Below are 17,981 nucleotides of genomic sequence, written 5' to 3'. Positions count from 1 at the left end.
TCTTCTCGAAGCCATGTCGCGAGCGCGCCGCTAGAAGTCCTTGATCTTCCAGACCCCGTGCTCGCGGGTGAAAGCGACCGTGCCGCCGGCGCCATAGGCCATCGACGCGCTGTCCCCGGTCTCCTCGATGGTCGCGGTCGGCAGCGCCGCCTTGATCGCCTGGACGACCCGGTTGATCTGCTCCCGCTGCGGCCCCTCCCACGCGGCCTTCAGCTTCTCGGGGGTGAGCTGCGCCGCACCTGCCGCGGCCCTGGCCGTCCCGGGCCGACCGCCAGGCTTCTGCGCCGCGTCAGCCCCCGCCGCGCCGTCGGGCCCCGCGGGCTGCGCCGCGCCGTCCCCGCGCGCCGCGCCCGCCGCGCTCGCCTCGACGGCCGCGTCCGCCTCGCCACCCGCGCCACGCGCGCCGTCCGCTGCCTCGCCGAGCCCTTCCTTCTCGGCGTCGGGAACGTAGCGCAGGATGACGTCGTAGCGCCTGCGCTCGAAGGCGCGCAGGAAGCCCACCAGGGCCTGCCGGGGCGTCGCCTGGCCGTACAGGTCGACCGCCGCCGCGTCGAGCCGCCAGCGGCCCCCCTCGAAGACGAGCAGGAGCTCCTCGCCGTTCGGCATGGTGACCGTCGCCGTCACCACCGGATCGGCCGCGGGCCGCGCGATGGCGCGGGCGATCTCGAGCGCGTCGTCCGGGTTGTCGCGGACCGCGCGCCGGAACGCCTCGAGCGACATGGACCGCTTGGCCTCGTCCGAGAGCAGCCGGTAGGCCGCGTCGACGCGCCCCTCCTGAAGCGCCTGCGCGTAGGCCCGGAGCGTGTCGCTCGGGCCCTGCTGGGCGTAGCTCGATCCGCACGCGGGGAGCGCGAGGGAGACCAGGAGGAGGGCCGTTCGCTTCACGGGTCGGGCCATAGCATACGCGGCGGCGAGCGCGCAGGCGGGGCGACGCCGCGCGCGCCTGCGCGCTCGCCGCCGCGCGCCTCCGAGGCCGCCGCCGCGTTACCGCGCGAGCCTCAGGATGGCCCCGTCCTTCACCGGCAGGCCGTCGTCCTGGTCCGGCGAGCCCTCGTTGATCCAGTAGACGGCGAGCTCGTCCACCGCGATGTCGCCGGGCCGCTGCTGCCGCGAGGCCAGCACCTCGGGCTCCCCGCCGTCCTTCGGCATGCGCACGACCGTGCCCGCGTCGCGGCGGGTCCAGTAGACGTGCTCGTCGTCGAGCGCGACGCCGTTCAGCTGGCCCTGGTCCGACACGATCGCGCTGGGCTCGCCGATCGCTTCCTCGCTCAGCGCCGCCCGGAAGACGCTGCCGCCCTCGAAGCTCGCCCAGTAGACCGCCACCGCGTTCCCCTGGCCGTCCACGTCCAGCGCGATCTCGCGCGGGGTGAGCTGCCCGACCGCGACCGTCCGCGTGCTCCCGCCGAGGGAGCACGCCACCACGCCGTCGGCGCTGCCCAGCGTGCCCTGGTAGGTCCAGCACACGGTGTCCCCGGCGCTGGCCACCCGGTACGGGGACTCGACCACCGCGTCGGGCCGCGCGAGCTCCTCCGGCGCGCCGAGCTCGACCGCCGCGCCGCTGCCGCTCACCGTCGCCCGGAAGACGCCGCCGCCCCAGAGCTCGGTCCACGTGAGGAAGTCGCCGGAGAGCGAGAGCCCCTCGGGCTGCTTGAGATCCCCGAGCAGCTCGCGCGGCTCGCCGCCCGCGAGCGGGGCCACCATCAGCGTGCCGTCCTCCGCGTTCGTCCAGAAGACGACCTCCCGCGCCTCGTCGACCGCGAGGTCGCGCGGCGAGGCCTGCGCCGCGCCGAGGATCAGCGGCTCGCCGCCGTCGCGCGGGGTGACCTTCAGCTCCCCGTCCTGCCTCGCCGTCCCGGTCTCGTCGAAGGTGGTGCCGGAGACCCAGGCCACGCCGCCCGCCGCCACCCGCAGCGACACCGGGTGGACCTGCGCGACCGCGACAGGGACGGGCGCCGCCGCGTCGGGCTCGGTGTACTGGCCCCCCGACGCCGACCAGGGGCCGCACGTCGGCAGGTCGGTGCCCTTCGTGCGGCACGTCCCCTCGCCCGCCGTCGCGATCGCGAGCCCCGCGAGCTTGCCCTGCTGCGCCCGCCTGCACACCTCGACCGGCAGCCGGAGGACGTCGCCGGCCTCGAGCCGGAAGCCCGCGTCGCTCTCGGCGTCGAGCGGCACGAAGCACGCGCTCTCGCCGCAGATGCCGCCGCCCTGCGTGAGGAGCGCGACGTTGATCTCGCCGCTCGGCGCCGTGGCGCGGCAGACCGTGGCGTCCGCGGCGAACGCCTCGAGATCGACAGGCGCCGACGCCGCGGCCGCGAAGCACCGCAGCGTGTCGAAGCAGAGCCCGTCGCTGTCGCCGTCGCCGCCGCCGAACACGGCGCGCGCCTCGAACTCGGGCAGCGCGCGCGAGTCGATCTCGCGCGGCACGCACGAGCCGGCGACGCAGCTCTGGCCCTCGGGACAGCTGTTCTTGACGAGCACGTGGCCCTGGGCGTCGCGCAGCGCGTTCCCGTCCGCGTCGCGCTCGACCTCGGCCGAGCCGTCGCACAGGAACTGGATGGGCATGTGGAGCGTCGCGGTGCGGCCCTCGGGCACCGTCGTGAGCACCTCGCGGAGCAGGCGCACCCCGTCCTTGCCGCCGCGGCTCGCGATGACGCGCACCCGGAGCGACTGCGTCGGATCGTCCGCGCTGAGGAAGCCGAGCGTCGCCGGCAGGCGGATCGAGTCCTCGCCCCCGAGCCGCTCGAACGTCTCGTCGTAGACGACGGACCCGTCGAGCGTCGCCTCCACCCGGATCGTGTCGATGTCCTTCGGCAACGACATGTCCGTCTGGAAGACGACCATGAGCTGCCCCTTCTCGCCGCCGCAGGCCGAGACCCCCGCCGCCGCCGCGAGGGAGAGGAAGCTCACCGCCGCAATCGATACCGCCCTCGTCCGCTTCGTTCGCATCAACGTCTCCCTCCAAACCCGAGCGGGACCGTGCCGAGGCTGCCCTGCTCCGCCGGCGTCCCCGGCTCGAAGAGCAGCGCGCCCGCGATGAGCGCGCCGGCGAAGACCGCCGCGCCGCCGCCGATCCACAGCCATCTGTTCGCGCCGCCTCGCTCCTGGGCGCGCTCGAGCGAGACGTCGATGCGGCGGTGCTCCTCGTCCCGGACCAGGACCGAGACCTCGTACGGCGTCATCCCGGGCGCGGTCACGCGCAGCGCGTGGGTCCCGCTCGGCACCGAGCCCTCCCAGCGGCCCTTGCCCACGACCTTGCCGTCGAGCGCGATGAGGCCGTCCTGCCCCGCGGCGACGAGGAGCCGCCCCCGGTGCACCGCCCGCTCGAGCCGCGCCACGAGGGCGACGCTGCCGCCGCCCACCACCTTCTCCTGGCGGACGAAATCGACGAAGCCCGGCTTCGACACGCGGATGCGACGCTCGCCGATGTCGATCGGCACCGGCGCCGCGAGCGGCGTCGTCCCGACCGGCGCGTCGTCCACGAACACCGTCGCCCCCGCCTCGCTGGCCGTGATCTCGAGGCGGGACACGTACGCCTCCGCCGCCTGGATCAGCTCGGCGATGTCCTGCTTGTCGCGGGCCGTCAGCGCGGCGCCCGCGTCGTCCTCCATCCGGCGCAGCGTCGCGAGCATCTTCGCGTAGCGCCGCAGGTTCTTCTGGCAGAGCGCGACGTTCCAGAGCAGGCGGTGATCGCGCGACAGCTCGTAGGCGCGCTCGAAGCGCGTGAGCGCGCCCGCGTAGTCGCCGTCCTTGAACAGCGCGGCGCCCGCCCCGTGCTCGGCCTTGGCCATCCCGGTCAGCGACTCGGAGAGCGGCTTCTCTGCCGGCTGTACCGGCGCGGCGGGCGCCGGCTGGGCCGCCGCACCGGCCGGCCGCGCCGGCGCGGCGGGCGCCGGCTGGGCCGCTGCGACGCCCGCCGTGAGCCCCACGCTGAGCGCGGCCGCGACGGCGCGCCACCCCTGGCCCAGATGCTTCCCTCGCATCGATGCTCCTTGCTCTCGCGGAGGCAGGCCGCGCAGGCCGGGCTCCGATCATCGCGATGCTACCCGATGCGCGCGACACGCGATCAACAACCGGAACGTCGCGGACAAATCGTCTTTGCTCCGCTTGCGCCGGCGAGGATACCATCCGGCGCCCATGAGAGGCCTGATCACGGCGAGCGCGGCGCTCGCGAGCGCGCTCCTCGGCATCGCGCTGGGCTCGACGCCCGCGCGCGCGGAGGGGCCAGGCGCCGTCGCGCTGAGCCGGTTCGAGCCGACGCCCGCGGGCGACCCGCTGTTCGGCGTGCCGTCGCCGTTCATCGGCGGGCACCTGGTCCCGCGCGGCATCCTTCTGTTCGACCACGCGGAGGATCCGCTCACGCTCTCGGACGGCGCCTCGCCCGACCGGGTGATCGTCGGCAGCCAGTCGCTCCTCCACGTCGGCGGCTCGCTCTCGCTGTGGGACCGGCTCCTCGTCTCGGCCTCGCTGCCGCTGGCGCTCGCCCAGAGCGGCGACGGCCCGGCAGCGGCGGCCTCCGCCGGCGCGCCCGAGGCCCCGTCGTCCCCCGCGTTCGGCGACCTGCGCCTCGGCGTGCGCGTCCGGCTGCTCGGCGATGAGAGCGACGCCTTCCAGATCGGCACGAGCGCGGCCCTGCACCTGCCGACGGGCAGCTCGGACGCGTACGTCGGCGAGGGCGCGGTCCGCGTCACGCCGCAGCTCCTGCTCGGCGGGCGGGTCTCGCGCTTCGTGTGGAGCGTCGCGGGCGGCGCCGTGATGCGGAGCTCCGAGAACCCGTCGACGCTCGCCTACGGCGGCGGCGCGGCCGCGCTGCTCTGGGACGAGCGGCTGCAGGTCGGCCCGGAGCTGTACGCCGAGACGATGCTGCAGGGCAGCTCGCTGCCGCTCACCGAGCGCGCGCGGGTCGCGGTGGAGGCGACCACGGCCGCCGAGCTCCTTCTGAGCGCGCGGCTCCGCCCCCTGGCGGGCCTCGTGCTCGGGGCGGCCGCCGGTCCGGGGTTCGGGGAGGCGATCGGCGCGCCGTCGTTCCGCGCGATCGGCATGGTGGCGTGGGCCCCGCCCGCGCCGCCGCCGGCCAGGGCGGAGGGGCCGGACCCGGACGCGGACGGCATCTCCGGCCCGGAGGACGCGTGCCCGTATGCGTACGGGCCGGCCAGCGCGGACGCGAGGCGGCGCGGCTGCCCCGTGGAGGACCGCGACGAGGACGGCGTGGCCGATCCGGACGACGCGTGCCCCGACGCGGCCGCGGGCAGCGGCGGCGGCGATCCGGCGCGGCGCGGCTGTCCCGCGGACCAGGACGGCGACGGCCTGCCCGACGCGCTCGACGCGTGCCCCGCGGAGAAGGGCGACGCCTCGGGCGAGGCGACGCGCGGCGCGGCGCGCCCCGGCTGCCCCGCCGCGGCGAGCAAGCCCGCGGACCAGGACGGCGACGGCCTGCTCGACGACGCCGACGCGTGCCCGCGCGAGAAGGGCCCGGCGAGCGACGACCCGGCCGCGCGCGGCTGCCCGAAGCGGGTGCGGGTGCAGGGCGATCAGGTCGTGCTGCTGGAGCCCGTCGTGTTCCGCGTGCTCAAGAACGACCCGGCGCCGCTCGATCCGAAGAGCGAGGCGGTGCTCGCCGAGGTGCGCGACGTGATCGCAGAGCACCCCGAGTGGGTGAAGATCGAGGTCTCCGCGCACACCGACAGCGCGGGCAACGCCCGGTTCAACGAGACGCTCTCGGCGGCGCGCGCGGAGTCGGTGCGCAGGTGGCTCGTCGAGAAGGGGATCGCGGCCGAGCGGCTGGTCGCGAAGGGATACGGTGCGAGCCAGCCGATCGCGGACAACAAGAGCGCGGCCGGGCGGGAGAAGAACCGGCGGGTGCAGCTCCTGGTCCTCGAGAAGAAGTAGCCTCTCGCCAGCGGCGCGCGGCGCGCGGCGTTGAAGCGATGGCGAGCGCGGTCGGGCCCGAGGCCCGGACCCAGGAAGCAAGAGAGAGATGATGAAGCGAACCGTCTTGTCCACAGCGCTCGGCGTCGCGCTGGCGCTCGCGGCGGCGCCGCGGAGCGCGGCGGCGCAGTGCGCCGTCGCAGGGTCCGTCCAGGTGCTCGTCGATGGCCTCGGCTTCCGGTGGGACGTCGGCCAGGATGGGGTGATCAACGACGGGAACGGCGACGCCTACGACACCGGCATGGTGCTGCTGGTGGACGGGGTCAGGTTCGGCGGCGCGGACCGGACGGAGGAGATGGACGGGCGGCAGCTCGCCCACGGGCCAGCGCCACTCGGCAACCTCCAGGTCACCCGCAAGTTGTATGTGCCCGCGAGCGAGGGGTGGGCGCGCTTCCTGGAGATCCTCCACAACCCCACCGACGCCGCGCTCACGGCCGTCGTGCGGGTCGAGACGAACGTCGGGTCCGACGCCAGCACCGTCATCACGCAGTCGTACAGCGGCGACGCGGAGTTCACGCGGGAGGATCGATGGCTCGCCACGGACGACGTCGACGCGTCGGGCGATCCGAGCCTCAATTTCAACTTCTACGGGCCGGGCGCGGCGCTCGCGCCGGAGCGCGTCGGGATGGCCGTCGCCGACTGCTCGTCGGTGCACGGGCCGGCCGTCGAGTTCGTCCTGCCGCTGCCGCCCGGGGGGACGCGGGTCCTCATGCACTTCGGCGGCCAGCGCGTCACCCAGGCCGACGCGCACGCGAACGCGGCCTACCTCGACGGCCTGCCCGAGAGCGCGCTGCTCGGCATGACGGCGGCGGAGCGAGCTGGCCTCGTCAACTGGACCAACGACACGGACACCGACGACGACGGCGCCGAGGACATCGACGACAACTGCCCTTCCGCGCCGAACCCCGATCAGGTCGATACAGACACCGACGGCCAGGGTGACGCCTGCGATCCCGACGACGACGACGACGGCGCGGCCGACGCGATCGACAACTGCCCGCTGACGGCCAACGCCGATCAAGCGGACCTGGAGGGCGACGGCGCGGGCGACGCCTGCGATCCCGACGACGACGGCGACGGCGTGCCCGACGGCGGCGACAACTGTCCGTCGGTGGCCAACGCAGGGCAGGAGAACAACCCGGAGGAGTCGCCGCCCGACCAGACCGGGGACGCGTGCGACGGCGACGACGACAACGACGCGCTCGTGGATGAGGCCGACAACTGCCCCCTCGCCCCCAACCCCGATCAGATCGACGAGGACGATGACGGCCGGGGCGACGCCTGCGACCTCAACGCTCGAGACATGGATGACGACGGCGTGGAGGACGGCACCGACAACTGCATCTCCGTCCCCAACCCCGGCCAGTCCGATCTCGACGACGACGGCGAGGGCGACGAGTGCGACGGCGACGACGACGGCGACGGGGCCCCGGACCGCTCGGACAACTGCCCGGTGACGTCGAACCCGAGCCAGAACGACGCTGACGACGACGGGGCGGGCGACCGCTGCGACGACGACGACGACGGCGACGGCGTGCCCGACGGCGGCGACAACTGCCCGCTGCTCTCGAACGGCGCGCAGGAGGACGCGAACGACGACGGCGTGGGCGACGCGTGCGCCTGCAACGCGCCGCCGAAGCCCGACGGCACGCCCTGCGACGACGGCGATCCCTGCACGCTGACCGACGCCTGCGAGGACGGCGTCTGCAAGGGGAGCGATCCGCTCCAGTGCGCGCCCTCCGGGAACGCCTGCACCGCGGCGCGGTGCCACCCGAGGTACGGCGAGTGCGCCCTGTTCCCGAACGAGGGCGCCCGCTGCCCCGGCGGCACCTGCGTGGCCGGCGGCTGCGTGCCCGACGAGGCGAGCAGCGCAGGCGGCGGCTCCGGCGAAGGCGGCTCGGGGGGAGGCGGCGGCACGGGCGGCGACGCCGGCAGCGGCGGCGCGGGCGGCGGCGCGGGCGGCGACGGCGGCGGTACGGGCGGTGACGCCGGCGCGGGCGGCGACACCGGCGCGGGCGGCGACGGCGGTGCTCCCCGGCCCGGGGGCGGCACGCCGCGGGCGCACGGCAACGGTTGCGGGCTGGCGGCGAGCGCCGAAGGGGCAGCGGCGACCTCGTCCGCCTGGCTGCTCGCAGCGATGCTCCTCGCCGGCCGCCGGCGTCGGCGGCGATAGCGAGACGCGACCGCCGCGATGGCGTCGGCGGCGATGGCGAACGCGACCGCCGCGATCGGATGACGTGGGAGCCCGGCGCCGGTGCGGCCGAGCCCAGCGCCTCTGGCGCGGACCGCGGCGCCTCGTGTGGCGTGGCGCCCCGCCGGCGCGGGCGGCCTCAGCCCTCGAAGACGCTGGTGCCGGCGCCTCCCCCCGCCCCGGCCACCACGGGCTGCGGCGCCTCGACGCCCGGGCCGCGCGTCCCGCTGCTCGCGTAGCGCCTACCAGCCCGGTCCGAGCCCTTCAGCACGGGGCCGCGGATGGTCTCGACGGCCTCGGCGGGCGCGTTGGAGATCTCCAGGTTGGAGAGCACCGCGGACACCACCCGGAGCCACTGGTTGCGCGCCGCCAGGATCGTCGCGTTCACGACCGGCGCCGTCTTCTCCCTGGCGGCGACCTCGTCCCGCTGGTGCTCGATCGCGGAGATCTCCTTGCCCGACGCGATCCACCGCTGCGCCGTGTGGAGCAGCGTTCGCTTGCCGGGCGCCGGGATGGTCTTCAGGAACTCGGCGATCGAGGGCTCCTCGTCGAGCAGCCGGGCGATCCGCGCCGTGTTGCCCGACTCCGCGGTGGGCGACGCCTTGATGATGGCGAGCCCGCTCGGGAACAGCCTCGCCTCCACCTGGTCACAGATCGCCGCCCGGCCGGTGTCCGGCGGATCCTCCGCCAGGCAGTGCTCTCGGTGCGCGTCGATGCCGTACGAGACCGCCTTGGCCAGGTGATCGTGGCGCTCATCGACCCTCGCGAGCTCCTCGTTCAGGGCCGTCATCGTGGCCGACGCGCTCGTCTTGCTCGGCCGGACCGCGAGCACGGCGGCGTGGACCTCGGCCACCTTGTCGTGCAGCCCGGCGATCTCCGGTATCGACAGGAACAACCGCCTTCGCTGGGCATTCTCGACCCACGGAGCCACGAGCGCGACCATCTCTTCGATCATCAGGTGCTTCAACATCGCAAAGGCCTCCTCCCCGGGGGGAACAGCGTGTCGGGCCAGGGAAGCCCTGGTTCAGCGACCTGTCGATGACACCCGATTACCACCGGGGCGCAGCCCACTCCGGTTGGAGCGCCGAAAAGCGCTGTGAGATGGCGGCCTTGGCCGGCGCGCGTCGCAAGCCGGAGGCGACGTCCCGATCTGGCGCCCAGCATGATTTTGAAGTGAAGCCCAGGTCGGGACCTGGGCGGCGCGCTCCGATCAGGGCCCTGGACAGGTCCCTATCTGGGCGCCGGGTCGGAATCGAGCGTTCGCCCGGGTCCCGACCTGGGCCGAGCGTCGACATCGGGCGCTCACCCGGGTCCCGACCTCGGCGGGACGTCGACATCGGGCGCTCACCCGGGTTCCGACCTCGGCGGGTGCCTGACGGCGAGCGTTCGCCCGGGTCCCGACCTGGGCCGAGCGTCGACATCGGGCGCTCACCCGGGTCCCGACCTCGGCGGGCGCCTGACGGCGAGCGCCCGGGCCGGTCGCGGCCTTCGCGGTCGCCTGGCAGCGAGCGTCTCTGCGGGGCGCCGCGAGCGGCGGCTTCCCCTCGGTCAGGGCTCCTTCGACCCCGACGCCGACCACGGCCCGCACGTCGGCAGCCCCGCGGTCTTCTGGGGGCACGTCGCCGTCGCCGGCGACGTCACCACGGCCGCGACCCTGTCCGCCATCCGCCCGCACACCGCCGGCGGCAGCTGTATCCGCCCGTCTCCCCCGACCTGGAAGCCATCGGCGCTTCCGGCATCGAGCGCAACAAGGCACCTGCTGTCCGGGTCGTCGTCGTCGTCGCAGATGCCGTCGTGCGAGGTGGTCTCCAGCGCCACGTTCGTCGTGGCGTCGCCCTCGATGGTGCACGCCGCCGTGTCGACCTCCACCGGCTTCGCTTCCGCGAAGCAGGCGGTCACGTCGAAGCAGTCCCCGTCCCCTTCGCCCTTGCCGCCACCGTAGACGTTGCCGGACCAGTAGTCCGGCAGCGCGCTCGCGTCGATCGCCTTGGACACGCACGCCCCGGCGACGCAGGTCTGCCCTTCCTCGCAGAGCGTGCTCTCGACATCGCCGCTCCCCTCGCTGCTCCCCGAGTCGTCGCAGAGGAAGTTGAGCGGCAGGGTCAGCAGCACGATGCGGTTCTTCGGGATCTTCGTGACCGCCTCGCGCAGGATGCGCACCGGGCCGAGGGCATCCTGGACGCGGGCGCTGACCTTGATCGTGATCGATTCGCCCCCGCCGCTCGAGGAGTAGAAGCCGATCGTCGCCGGCAAACGCGCGCCAGGCTCGGAGTCGCCGAGCCGCTCGTAGGCAGAGTCGAACTTGCCGGTTCCCCCCTCGAACACCTGGACCTGGAGGACGTCGAAGTCCTTCGGCAGGGAGAGATCCGTCGAGACGGCCAGGACGATCTCGTCGGGCGGAGAACAGCCCCCGCACGCGAGCGCGGCGAGCGCGGCGAGCGCGGTCCGGCGGACGCGGCTCATCGGCCACCTCCGAAGGGGATCGCGAAGGAGGCGCCGCCCCGCGTCGAGAGGGGGACCGAGCCGGGCGTCGTGTTGCCGGCGACCGGCGGATCCGCCCCGAAGACCCCGAAGCCGACCAGGAGCGCGCCCGCGAGCACGGCCACGCCGCCGCCGATCCAGAGCCAGCGCTCGATGTTGCCCTCCTTGGGCCTGGGCACCAGCGAGACCTGCACGCGGCGCGTCTGGTTGTCGACGATCATGACCTCGGACTGGTGCGACTCCATGCCGGACGCCGTGACGCGGAGCGTGTGGCCGCCGCTCGCCACCATGCCCTCCCAGGTGCCGCGACCCACGACGCGGCCATCGAGGGAGATGACCGCGTCCGGCCCCGCCGCGACGATGAGCCGCCCCTCGTGGACCTCCTTCTCCAGCGTGGCCTTCACCGTGACCACGCCGCCGCCCGCCACCTGCTCGGTCACCTCGACGTCCTTGAAGCCCTTCTTGGTCACCCGGATCCTGCGGGCGCCGATGTCGAGCAGCACGGGCTCGCGCAGCGGGGTCTGGCCGACCTCCTGGCCATCGACGAGGACCGTGGCGCCCGCCTCGCTCGCCTGGAGGTCGAGGCGGCTGACGTAGGCCTTGGTCGCCTCGATGAGGTCGGCGGCGTCCTTGCGGTCCTGCTCGGTGAGCTGCGGGCCGGCGTCGCGGAGGAGCTGCTCGATCGTCGCCAGGAGGCGCGTGTAGCGCTTCAGGTTCTTCTGGCAGAGGGCGATGTTCCAGAGCAGCCGCGGGTCGCGGGAGAGCTCGTAGGCGCGCTCGAATTTGATGATGGCGTTGCCGTAGTCGCCGTCGTTGAACAGGATCCGCGCGGCCTCGTACTCGGCCTTCGCTTCCCCCGTGAGCGTCTCGGAAGGCGGCCGCTGGACTGCCGGCGCGCTCGCAGCGGGCGCCCCCGCGGCCGGCGCGGCCTGGGCGCCGGCGCGCGCGGGCTGAGGCGCGGCCGGCGCGGGCTGGGCAGCCGCGGGCGCGGGCTGGGCGCCGGCGCGCGCGGGCTGAGGCGCGGCCGGCGCGGGCTGGGCAGCCGCCGGGGCGGACCCCGCCAGCGCGGCACCGCCGAGCGCGAGCGCGGCGCAGACACGGAAGCACCTGCGGCCCCGCGGCGGGAGCCGTTCGCTTCCAGGCCAACTCATTGGATCTTTCCTCTCTCGTTCAGTCTGTCGAAGGCGCTCGGGTTGGCGGTCCCCTGCGACGCGGCGGTCGTGGTCGGCGCGGCCGACGACGACGCCCCGGTCGACCGGGCCGAAGGTGCCGCAGAGGCCCTCGGCCGAGGCGTCGCCAGGACAGGCGCCGCGCTCGCCGATGCGGTCGCCGACGCCGCGACGCTCGCCGACGCCGCGGCGCTCGCCGGCGGCGTCGCGGTCGCCGCCGAGGCCGTCGCGGTGACCTCCGGGGCGACCGGGGGCGGCAGCGGGGCCGCGACCGGCGCGGGCGGCTCGGCGGCCGTGGCCGACGGGGCGACGGCCGGGTCCCCCGTGCCGCCGTGGAAGGTGACCACGCGCAGGACCCCGCCGAGCACCGCCGCGACGGCCACGCCGGCGAGCGCGAGCACCAGGCCGGTCCGCTTGCGCCCGGGGGACACGGAGCCGCCGGCCGCCCAGCCAGGCGCCGTGGCCGCCGGACCGGCCGTGTGGCCGACCGCGGCGCCCGCCGTGTGGCCAGCGGCGACGCCGGCCGTGCGGCCGCCCGCGGCGTCTGCCGGCGGCATGCTGCTCGGCCGCACCTGCGCCGTCGCCGCCGGGACGCTGCTCGCCCGCTCCTGCGCCGTCGCCCAGGGGGCGACGCTCATCCGCTCGCGCGCGGCGCTCGCCCGGTCGCGCCAGGCGACCGCGGGCACGAGCCCCAGCGTCCGCTCGATCCGCTCGAGCGACGCGAGCGCGAGCGGAGGGCCGAAGTCGACGATCGCGACCGCGAGCTCGGCGACGGACCTGAAGCGCTTCGCGACGTCCTTCTCGAGGCAGCGCAGGATCGCCGCCTCCAGGCCCGGCGGCAGGTCGCTCCGGAACGTGCTCGGCGACGGCGGCACCTCGGTGTTGATCATCAGGATGAGCTCGGACAGCGAGGTCGCGTCGAACGGGACGCGCGCCGTGAGCAGCTGGTAGAGGATGGCGCCGAGCGACCAGATGTCCGCGCGCGTGTCGACCGTGCGCGCCGAGCGCATCTGCTCCGGGGCCATGTAGAGCGGCGAGCCGAGCACCATCGCCGTCTTCGTCAGCCCGAGCTCCGGCTCGCCCCCGGCCGACGACGACTCCGCGAGCGCCTTCGAGATGCCGAAGTCGAGCACCTTCACCATGCCGGAGCCGTCGGCCCCCCGCGCGAGGAAGAGGTTCGCCGGCTTGAGATCGCGGTGGATGATGCCGGCCGCGTGCGCCTCGGCGATCGCCTCGCACGCCTCGAGCACGTAGCCCACGGCCTCCTCCAGCTCGAGGGGCCCGCGCTCCCGCAGCGTCTGCTGGAGGTCGCTCCCCTCCAGGTACTCCATCACCATGAACGGCGCGCCGGTCTCCAGCGTCCCGACGTCGAGCACGCGCGCGACGTGCTCGCTCTTCAGGCGCACCGCCGCGCGCGCCTCGCGCACGAAGCGCTCCACCATCTCGGCGTTGGCGCCGGGATGGAGCAGCTTGATGGCGACCCGCTGGTGGAGCTGCTCGTGCAAGGCGGCGACGACGACGCCCATGCCCCCCTGCCCGAGGATGCGCTCGACCCGGTATTTCCCCGACAGAATTTGGCCTTCGGCAACCGGTGCGCTCACGGACGCTCCTGCGTTGGGGCAGCCTTCAGGCGCCACCATCGCCACGTTATCCCGGGGGCCACCTTATTCCATCCGGTGCTGGCATCCAAGCGCTGCCGGCCGGGGGACCGGGAAGTGGGCCGGGCCGGTCGCCGGAGCGGACGGGCTGCCATCGGCGCATCGGCGCATCGGCGCATCGGCGCATCGGCGCCGCGCTCTACGCGCTCCCCATCGCCGCCAGGGGCGACTACCCTACGCGCCATGCCCCGCATCGCCAACGTCGAGCGCAAGACGCGCGAGACCGACATCCGCATCGAGATCGATCTCGACGGCCAGGGCCGCTCATCGATCAAGACGCCGCTCCCCTTCCTCACGCACATGCTCGATCAGATCGCCCGCCACGGCCTGTTCGACCTCACCATCCACGCCGAGGGAGACGTCGAGATCGACGGCCACCACACGACCGAGGACTGCGGCATCACCCTGGGCACGGCCGTGCAGAAGGCGCTCGGCGACAAGGCGGGGATCGCGCGCTACGGCGAGGCGACGCTCCCCATGGACGAGGCGATGGCGCAGTGCGCGCTCGACCTCTCCGGCAGGCCGTACTTCGTCTGGCGCGTGCCGCTGCCCAAGGCGAAGATCGGCACGTGGGACGTCGAGCTCGCCCCCGTGTTCTTCGAGGGCTTCGCGCGCGGCGTGGGCGCGAACCTCCACGTCCGCCTCATCGAGGGGGACAACCTGCACCACATCGTCGAGATCTGCTTCAAGTCCTTCGCCAAGGCGCTGATGAAGGCGACCCGGATCGAGCCGCGCGTCGCCGGCATCCCGTCCACCAAGGGGAGCCTCTGAGCCATGCAAGCGATCGCGCTCGTCGACTTCGGGATGGGCAACCTGCGCTCCGTGGAGCGGGCGCTCCTCCAGGCCGCCGGAGACGCCGGCGCGCCCTGCGCCGTGACGCGCACGGGTGATCCGCACGTCATCGCGCGGGCGGACAAGGTCGTGGTGCCAGGCCAGGGGGCGTTCCGCGACTGCGCGGCCGCGCTGGCGAACGGCCTCGGCGAGGTGCTGCGCGAGCAGATCCGGAAGGGCACGCCGTACCTCGGCATCTGCCTCGGCATGCAGGCGCTCCTCGACGCGAGCGAGGAGGCCGAGGGCGCGCGAGGGCTCGGCGTGTTCCCGGGCGTCGTCAAGCGCCTCACCCCGGAGCTGGGCGCGCTCGACGCGAGCGCGCCGGTCGGCGTGCCCTGGGCCGGGATCAAGATCCCCCACATGGGGTGGAACCGCGTCGCGATCACCCGCGAGGTGCGCGGCCCGCTGCGCGCGTTCGCGGGCGAGGACCCGTTCGTCTACTTCGTCCACAGCTACCACGCGGTCCCGGACGACCCGACGCTCGTCGCGGCCACGACGCAGCACGGCTCGCACCGGATCACCGCGGCGCTCGAGCGGGACAACGTGACCGCGACGCAGTTCCACCCCGAGAAGAGCCAGGACGCCGGCCTGCGCCTGCTCGTCCGGTTCCTCGACGGCTGAGCCGAGCGCTGGTTCTGCGCGTCGGAGCGTGTCGGAAATGGAGCCGTACATCAGCGGCACAACGTACGGAGGCGACGATCGGAAGGCCGGCTCCAACGCTGGAGTCAGGCGCCCGGGGCGCGCACGAGCTGCTCGTAGATCAGCTTCGCGAGCAGCTCACGGAGCGTGCGCCGTCTTGTCGAGGTGACCGAAGTCCCAGACCACGGACGAGCCTGCGCCGTAGTCGACCCTCACCGGCTCCTGCGCGGCGAGGCGGTCGAAGGCTGCGCGCGGGAGCAGGAATTGAACGGTGTGGAGGTCGCCGTTCGGATGGCGCGCCTGGGAGCTCCGCTCGCCGCCGACGGTGAGCACCAGGTTGGCGGCGCGGAGGTCGAAGAACTCGGCGGTGGTGAGCGTGATCTCGACAGCGTCGGGGCCGCTGCTCTTCACGCTCTCGATGGCATTGCCGGCCGTGATCCGTCGCGGCGCAGGGAGGGTCGTGCCGGCCGCGCGCGGGATGGCGCTGGGCGGCGCCGCGCTCGACGCGACAGGGGCGAGCCGAGCCAGCGCCGCCGGGGCCTCGGTGGTGGCGCGGGTGGCGCGGATGTTCGCCACGTACACGCTGGTCCCGTCGAGCGGGGTGGAGAAGGTCAGGCGAACGCCGCGCACCGACGCGAGCGTGGCGCCGCTGAACAAGGAGAGCGGAATGCGCGCGGTCGGCAGGGTGGTGCTGCTACGCGGCGCTTGAACGAGCTCCAGGAAGTCGTCGATGGCGACGGCGCTCGATCGGCTGTCGTCGGCGTTCACGAGCTCCACGAGGAACGATGCCTCCATCGTCGGGTCGGAGCTCCAGGCGCGGTCGGCGCGAAGATCGAGGTAATCGTACCCCGTGAGATCGAAGCCCGTGCCGACGGTCGACCAGTTCGACTGGAAGAACGTCGAGCTGCCCGCGACGACGTCGTGGATCCAGGCGACCGAGAGCGAAGGATCGTGTCCGCCCTGGGACGTGTGGTCCACCGAGATCGTGCCGCCGGTGGTGTTCGGCAGGCCGTAGGAGCTCGTGCCGGTCGGGTTGATGAAATCCTCGAGCAACAGGCTCTCGGTGGAGTCGCCGCCCGGATGATAGCCGCGGCGGACACGGTACGGCACGTTCGGGAAGGGGAAGGCGGGGTCGAACAAGGCGTTCGCCGCCTCGTCGCGGTCCGCGCCCACGTTGGCGGTGAAGAACTGGACGGCCGCGAAGCGACCCGTCTCGCGCTGCGCCGGCGAGCCGTACTCCAGCGGATCGAAGAGCGCCTCATGGTCGATGCAGCCCGTGATCCCGCCGCCGTTCGCGTCCGCGAGCTGCCACTCGCTGTTGTAGTAATTGTGATTGGCGCCCCACACATGATAGAAGGACTTGAAGAAGGGCGCCGGCTCGGGGATGCTCATCATGCGATCGAACGGACGCAGGCCGGGCAGATCGCTCAGGTCCCAGTCGCAGGCCGGCAGGATCACGTTCCAGGCCGTCTGGTCGGCATTCAGGAACTGGCCGTTCTGGCCCTTGTCGGTCGGGCCGATCTCGAAGATCCCGCGGATGCTCACCGGGCTCTCGATCAGCGCAGGCCAGGGGCTGCCGCTACGGCGGTACTCGTTGTAGGCGAACCGCACGGACTCGCCGCCGCGCGAGTGACCCATCAAGCCCACCTGGTCGAAGTCGATGCGATCGAGCAGGTCCACGCCGAGCTCCGTGGGCGTCGGCTCAGCCCCGCTGTCCCAGCGGCTCAGCCGCTCCAGGTGACGGAGCAGCAGGCGTCCGCGCGGCCCGATGGCGAACTCGTCGCTGGGCGTGCTCGGCGCGGCATGGATACCACGGTTCGTGTTGATGGATACCACGAAGTAGCCGCGCGTGGCGAGGTCCACGGCCATGTAGTCGTAGCCGCGGTGATTGGGCACGACGACGTAGTTCTCCGGGCACGTCCCCGTCGAGGCATACTGGTTGTTGTTGTCCCTTCGAGGGTTCTCGCCCGTGCCGCACGTGGGGTGGTTCCCATGCATGAACACGAGCAGCGGATACTGCCGGCCGGCCTCGAGGCTCGCCGGGCGGTAGAAGGACGCCCAGAGCTCGGTCGCGTAATCAGGGCTGACCATCGCGTCGATCGCAGCCGGGAACTTGTACTCCGCGATCGCCACGCCGCTGCCCATGGGCGGCAGGTCGCTGCTCACCGACAGCAGGACCGGCTCGACCCCTGGGCTCGGGATGCTGGCACAGAAGCCGAACTGGGCGCTGCCCGACGGAGCGATCGCCGCATTGCCGCCTTGAGGAGTGACCGTGATCTGACCCGTGCTGCCGCTGAACGTGCCGTCCCAGGACGAGAAGATGGCCCCTGGGCCCACGTCGAGCTCGACGCTCCACGTCCCGGTCGTGGCGCTCGGGTGCTGGTTGCTCACGATGATGTGCGTGCAGTAACCCTGACCCCACTGCGAGTCCATCACGCGATCGGCGTTGATCCCGTTCGCGCCCTGCAGCGCGGCCTGCGACGTGCTGGTCGGCTCCGTCGAACCCGACTCCGTCGAGCCGCCGCTGCACGCCGGCAGCAGCGCCAGCGCTGCGGCGGCCACCCTCATGTCCCATCTACTGTGAAAGTCGTGCATAGATCTTACCCAAGTTGGTGATGAAGCGTCTGATCGTCGCGCCTCGTTCGGCAGGGGAACGATGCGCCCCCTGCCCCACGCAGCGCCTTTGACAAGCGAACCAATCTGGCTTCCGGATTCATCTCATGGCGAGTGTCGCGAATGACCCGACGCGCGTGCGCGACGCCGTGATGAGCCAATAAGCTCGCCGAGCCGATCGCCCTTGGTGTTAGGTGCGAAGTTTCGTATCGTCAACGGGGGAAGCGCGCTCGCCATGCGGTGTACGCGGCTACTTGACTGACTCAACATCGAGAGACATCCAATGAAGTAATGTAAAAAAGCATGAAGTTCATTCATGGTTTTCGCATGAGAGCTCCCTCCGCCTCCAGCCGCAGCTCGAGGCGGCCCTCTGCTTCGTGCTCCTTCCACGCTCGTGGCCGACACCGCCTGATCACGGGCGCACCCGGCGCCGACGGCGTGCCCAGGGTCTCGTCGCGAAGGAAGCCAGGGCGG

12 protein-coding genes are annotated in these 17,981 nt (G+C 73.4%); 4 read left to right on the top strand and 8 right to left on the bottom strand.

Annotated features, from left to right (window positions below):
• Nucleotides 1–30: 30 nt before the first annotated feature.
• The 3 genes from WME89_RS16935 to WME89_RS16925 form a co-directional block, all read right to left on the bottom strand.
• On the bottom strand, nucleotides 31–885 hold the full coding sequence (locus tag WME89_RS16935; protein WP_438010175.1) for a hypothetical protein: 855 nt from the start codon (nucleotides 883–885) through the stop codon (nucleotides 31–33).
• A 99-nt stretch (nucleotides 886–984) separates the two neighbouring features.
• Entirely contained in the window at nucleotides 985–2,907 is a 1,923-nt protein-coding gene (locus WME89_RS16930; protein ID WP_438010174.1) for a hypothetical protein, read from the bottom strand.
• Nucleotides 2,908–2,945: 38 nt separating this feature from the next.
• Nucleotides 2,946–3,980 carry a PEGA domain-containing protein gene (locus WME89_RS16925; RefSeq protein WP_438010173.1) on the bottom strand — a complete coding sequence of 345 codons (1,035 nt, stop codon included), beginning with the start codon at nucleotides 3,978–3,980 and terminating at the stop codon, nucleotides 2,946–2,948.
• 154 nt (nucleotides 3,981–4,134) lie between these two features.
• Here WME89_RS16925 and WME89_RS16920 point away from each other — a divergent pair, with 154 nt between their 5' ends.
• Together WME89_RS16920 and WME89_RS16915 are read left to right on the top strand one after the other, a co-directional pair.
• Entirely contained in the window at nucleotides 4,135–5,886 is a 1,752-nt protein-coding gene (locus tag WME89_RS16920; RefSeq protein ID WP_438010172.1) for an OmpA family protein, read from the top strand.
• An 88-nt stretch (nucleotides 5,887–5,974) separates the two neighbouring features.
• Entirely contained in the window at nucleotides 5,975–8,098 is a 2,124-nt protein-coding gene (locus WME89_RS16915; protein ID WP_438010171.1) for a thrombospondin type 3 repeat-containing protein, read from the top strand.
• A gap of 157 nt (nucleotides 8,099–8,255) precedes the next feature.
• Here WME89_RS16915 and WME89_RS16910 read toward each other — a convergent pair whose 3' ends face one another.
• The 4 genes from WME89_RS16910 to WME89_RS16895 form a co-directional block, all read right to left on the bottom strand.
• Complete coding sequence (locus tag WME89_RS16910) at nucleotides 8,256–9,086, bottom strand: hypothetical protein (RefSeq protein WP_438010170.1); 831 nt, start codon at nucleotides 9,084–9,086, stop codon at nucleotides 8,256–8,258.
• Between the two features lie 578 nt (nucleotides 9,087–9,664).
• On the bottom strand, nucleotides 9,665–10,579 hold the full coding sequence (locus WME89_RS16905) for a hypothetical protein (protein WP_438010169.1): 915 nt from the start codon (nucleotides 10,577–10,579) through the stop codon (nucleotides 9,665–9,667).
• On the bottom strand, nucleotides 10,576–11,748 hold the full coding sequence (locus WME89_RS16900; RefSeq protein WP_438010168.1) for a PEGA domain-containing protein: 1,173 nt from the start codon (nucleotides 11,746–11,748) through the stop codon (nucleotides 10,576–10,578). Before WME89_RS16900 ends, WME89_RS16905 begins: the two co-directional genes overlap by 4 nt.
• A complete protein-coding gene (locus WME89_RS16895; RefSeq protein WP_438010167.1) occupies nucleotides 11,745–13,367 on the bottom strand; it encodes a protein kinase domain-containing protein in 1,623 nt (540 codons plus the stop codon). The genes WME89_RS16900 and WME89_RS16895 overlap by 4 nt, the downstream gene beginning before the upstream one ends.
• A 240-nt stretch (nucleotides 13,368–13,607) precedes the next feature.
• Here WME89_RS16895 and hisB point away from each other — a divergent pair, with 240 nt between their 5' ends.
• The gene (gene hisB / locus WME89_RS16890) at nucleotides 13,608–14,195 is read left to right on the top strand and encodes an imidazoleglycerol-phosphate dehydratase HisB (protein ID WP_437310392.1); all 588 of its coding nucleotides are present in this window, start codon (nucleotides 13,608–13,610) and stop codon (nucleotides 14,193–14,195) included.
• Nucleotides 14,196–14,198: 3 nt separating this feature from the next.
• Nucleotides 14,199–14,876, top strand: a complete 678-nt coding sequence (gene hisH, locus WME89_RS16885; protein ID WP_438010166.1) for an imidazole glycerol phosphate synthase subunit HisH — start codon at nucleotides 14,199–14,201, stop codon at nucleotides 14,874–14,876.
• 156 nt (nucleotides 14,877–15,032) lie between these two features.
• Here the strand turns inward: hisH and WME89_RS16880 are convergent, their stop codons facing one another.
• The gene (locus WME89_RS16880) at nucleotides 15,033–17,462 is read right to left on the bottom strand and encodes a cellulose binding domain-containing protein (protein WP_438010165.1); all 2,430 of its coding nucleotides are present in this window, start codon (nucleotides 17,460–17,462) and stop codon (nucleotides 15,033–15,035) included.
• Nucleotides 17,463–17,981: the final 519 nt, after the last annotated feature.

Origin of the sequence: Sorangium sp. So ce321, from assembly GCF_051530195.1 — a bacterium.
Lineage (GTDB): Bacteria > Myxococcota_A > Polyangia > Polyangiales > Polyangiaceae > Sorangium.
This window is presented reverse-complemented; position numbering and strand designations above follow the sequence as displayed.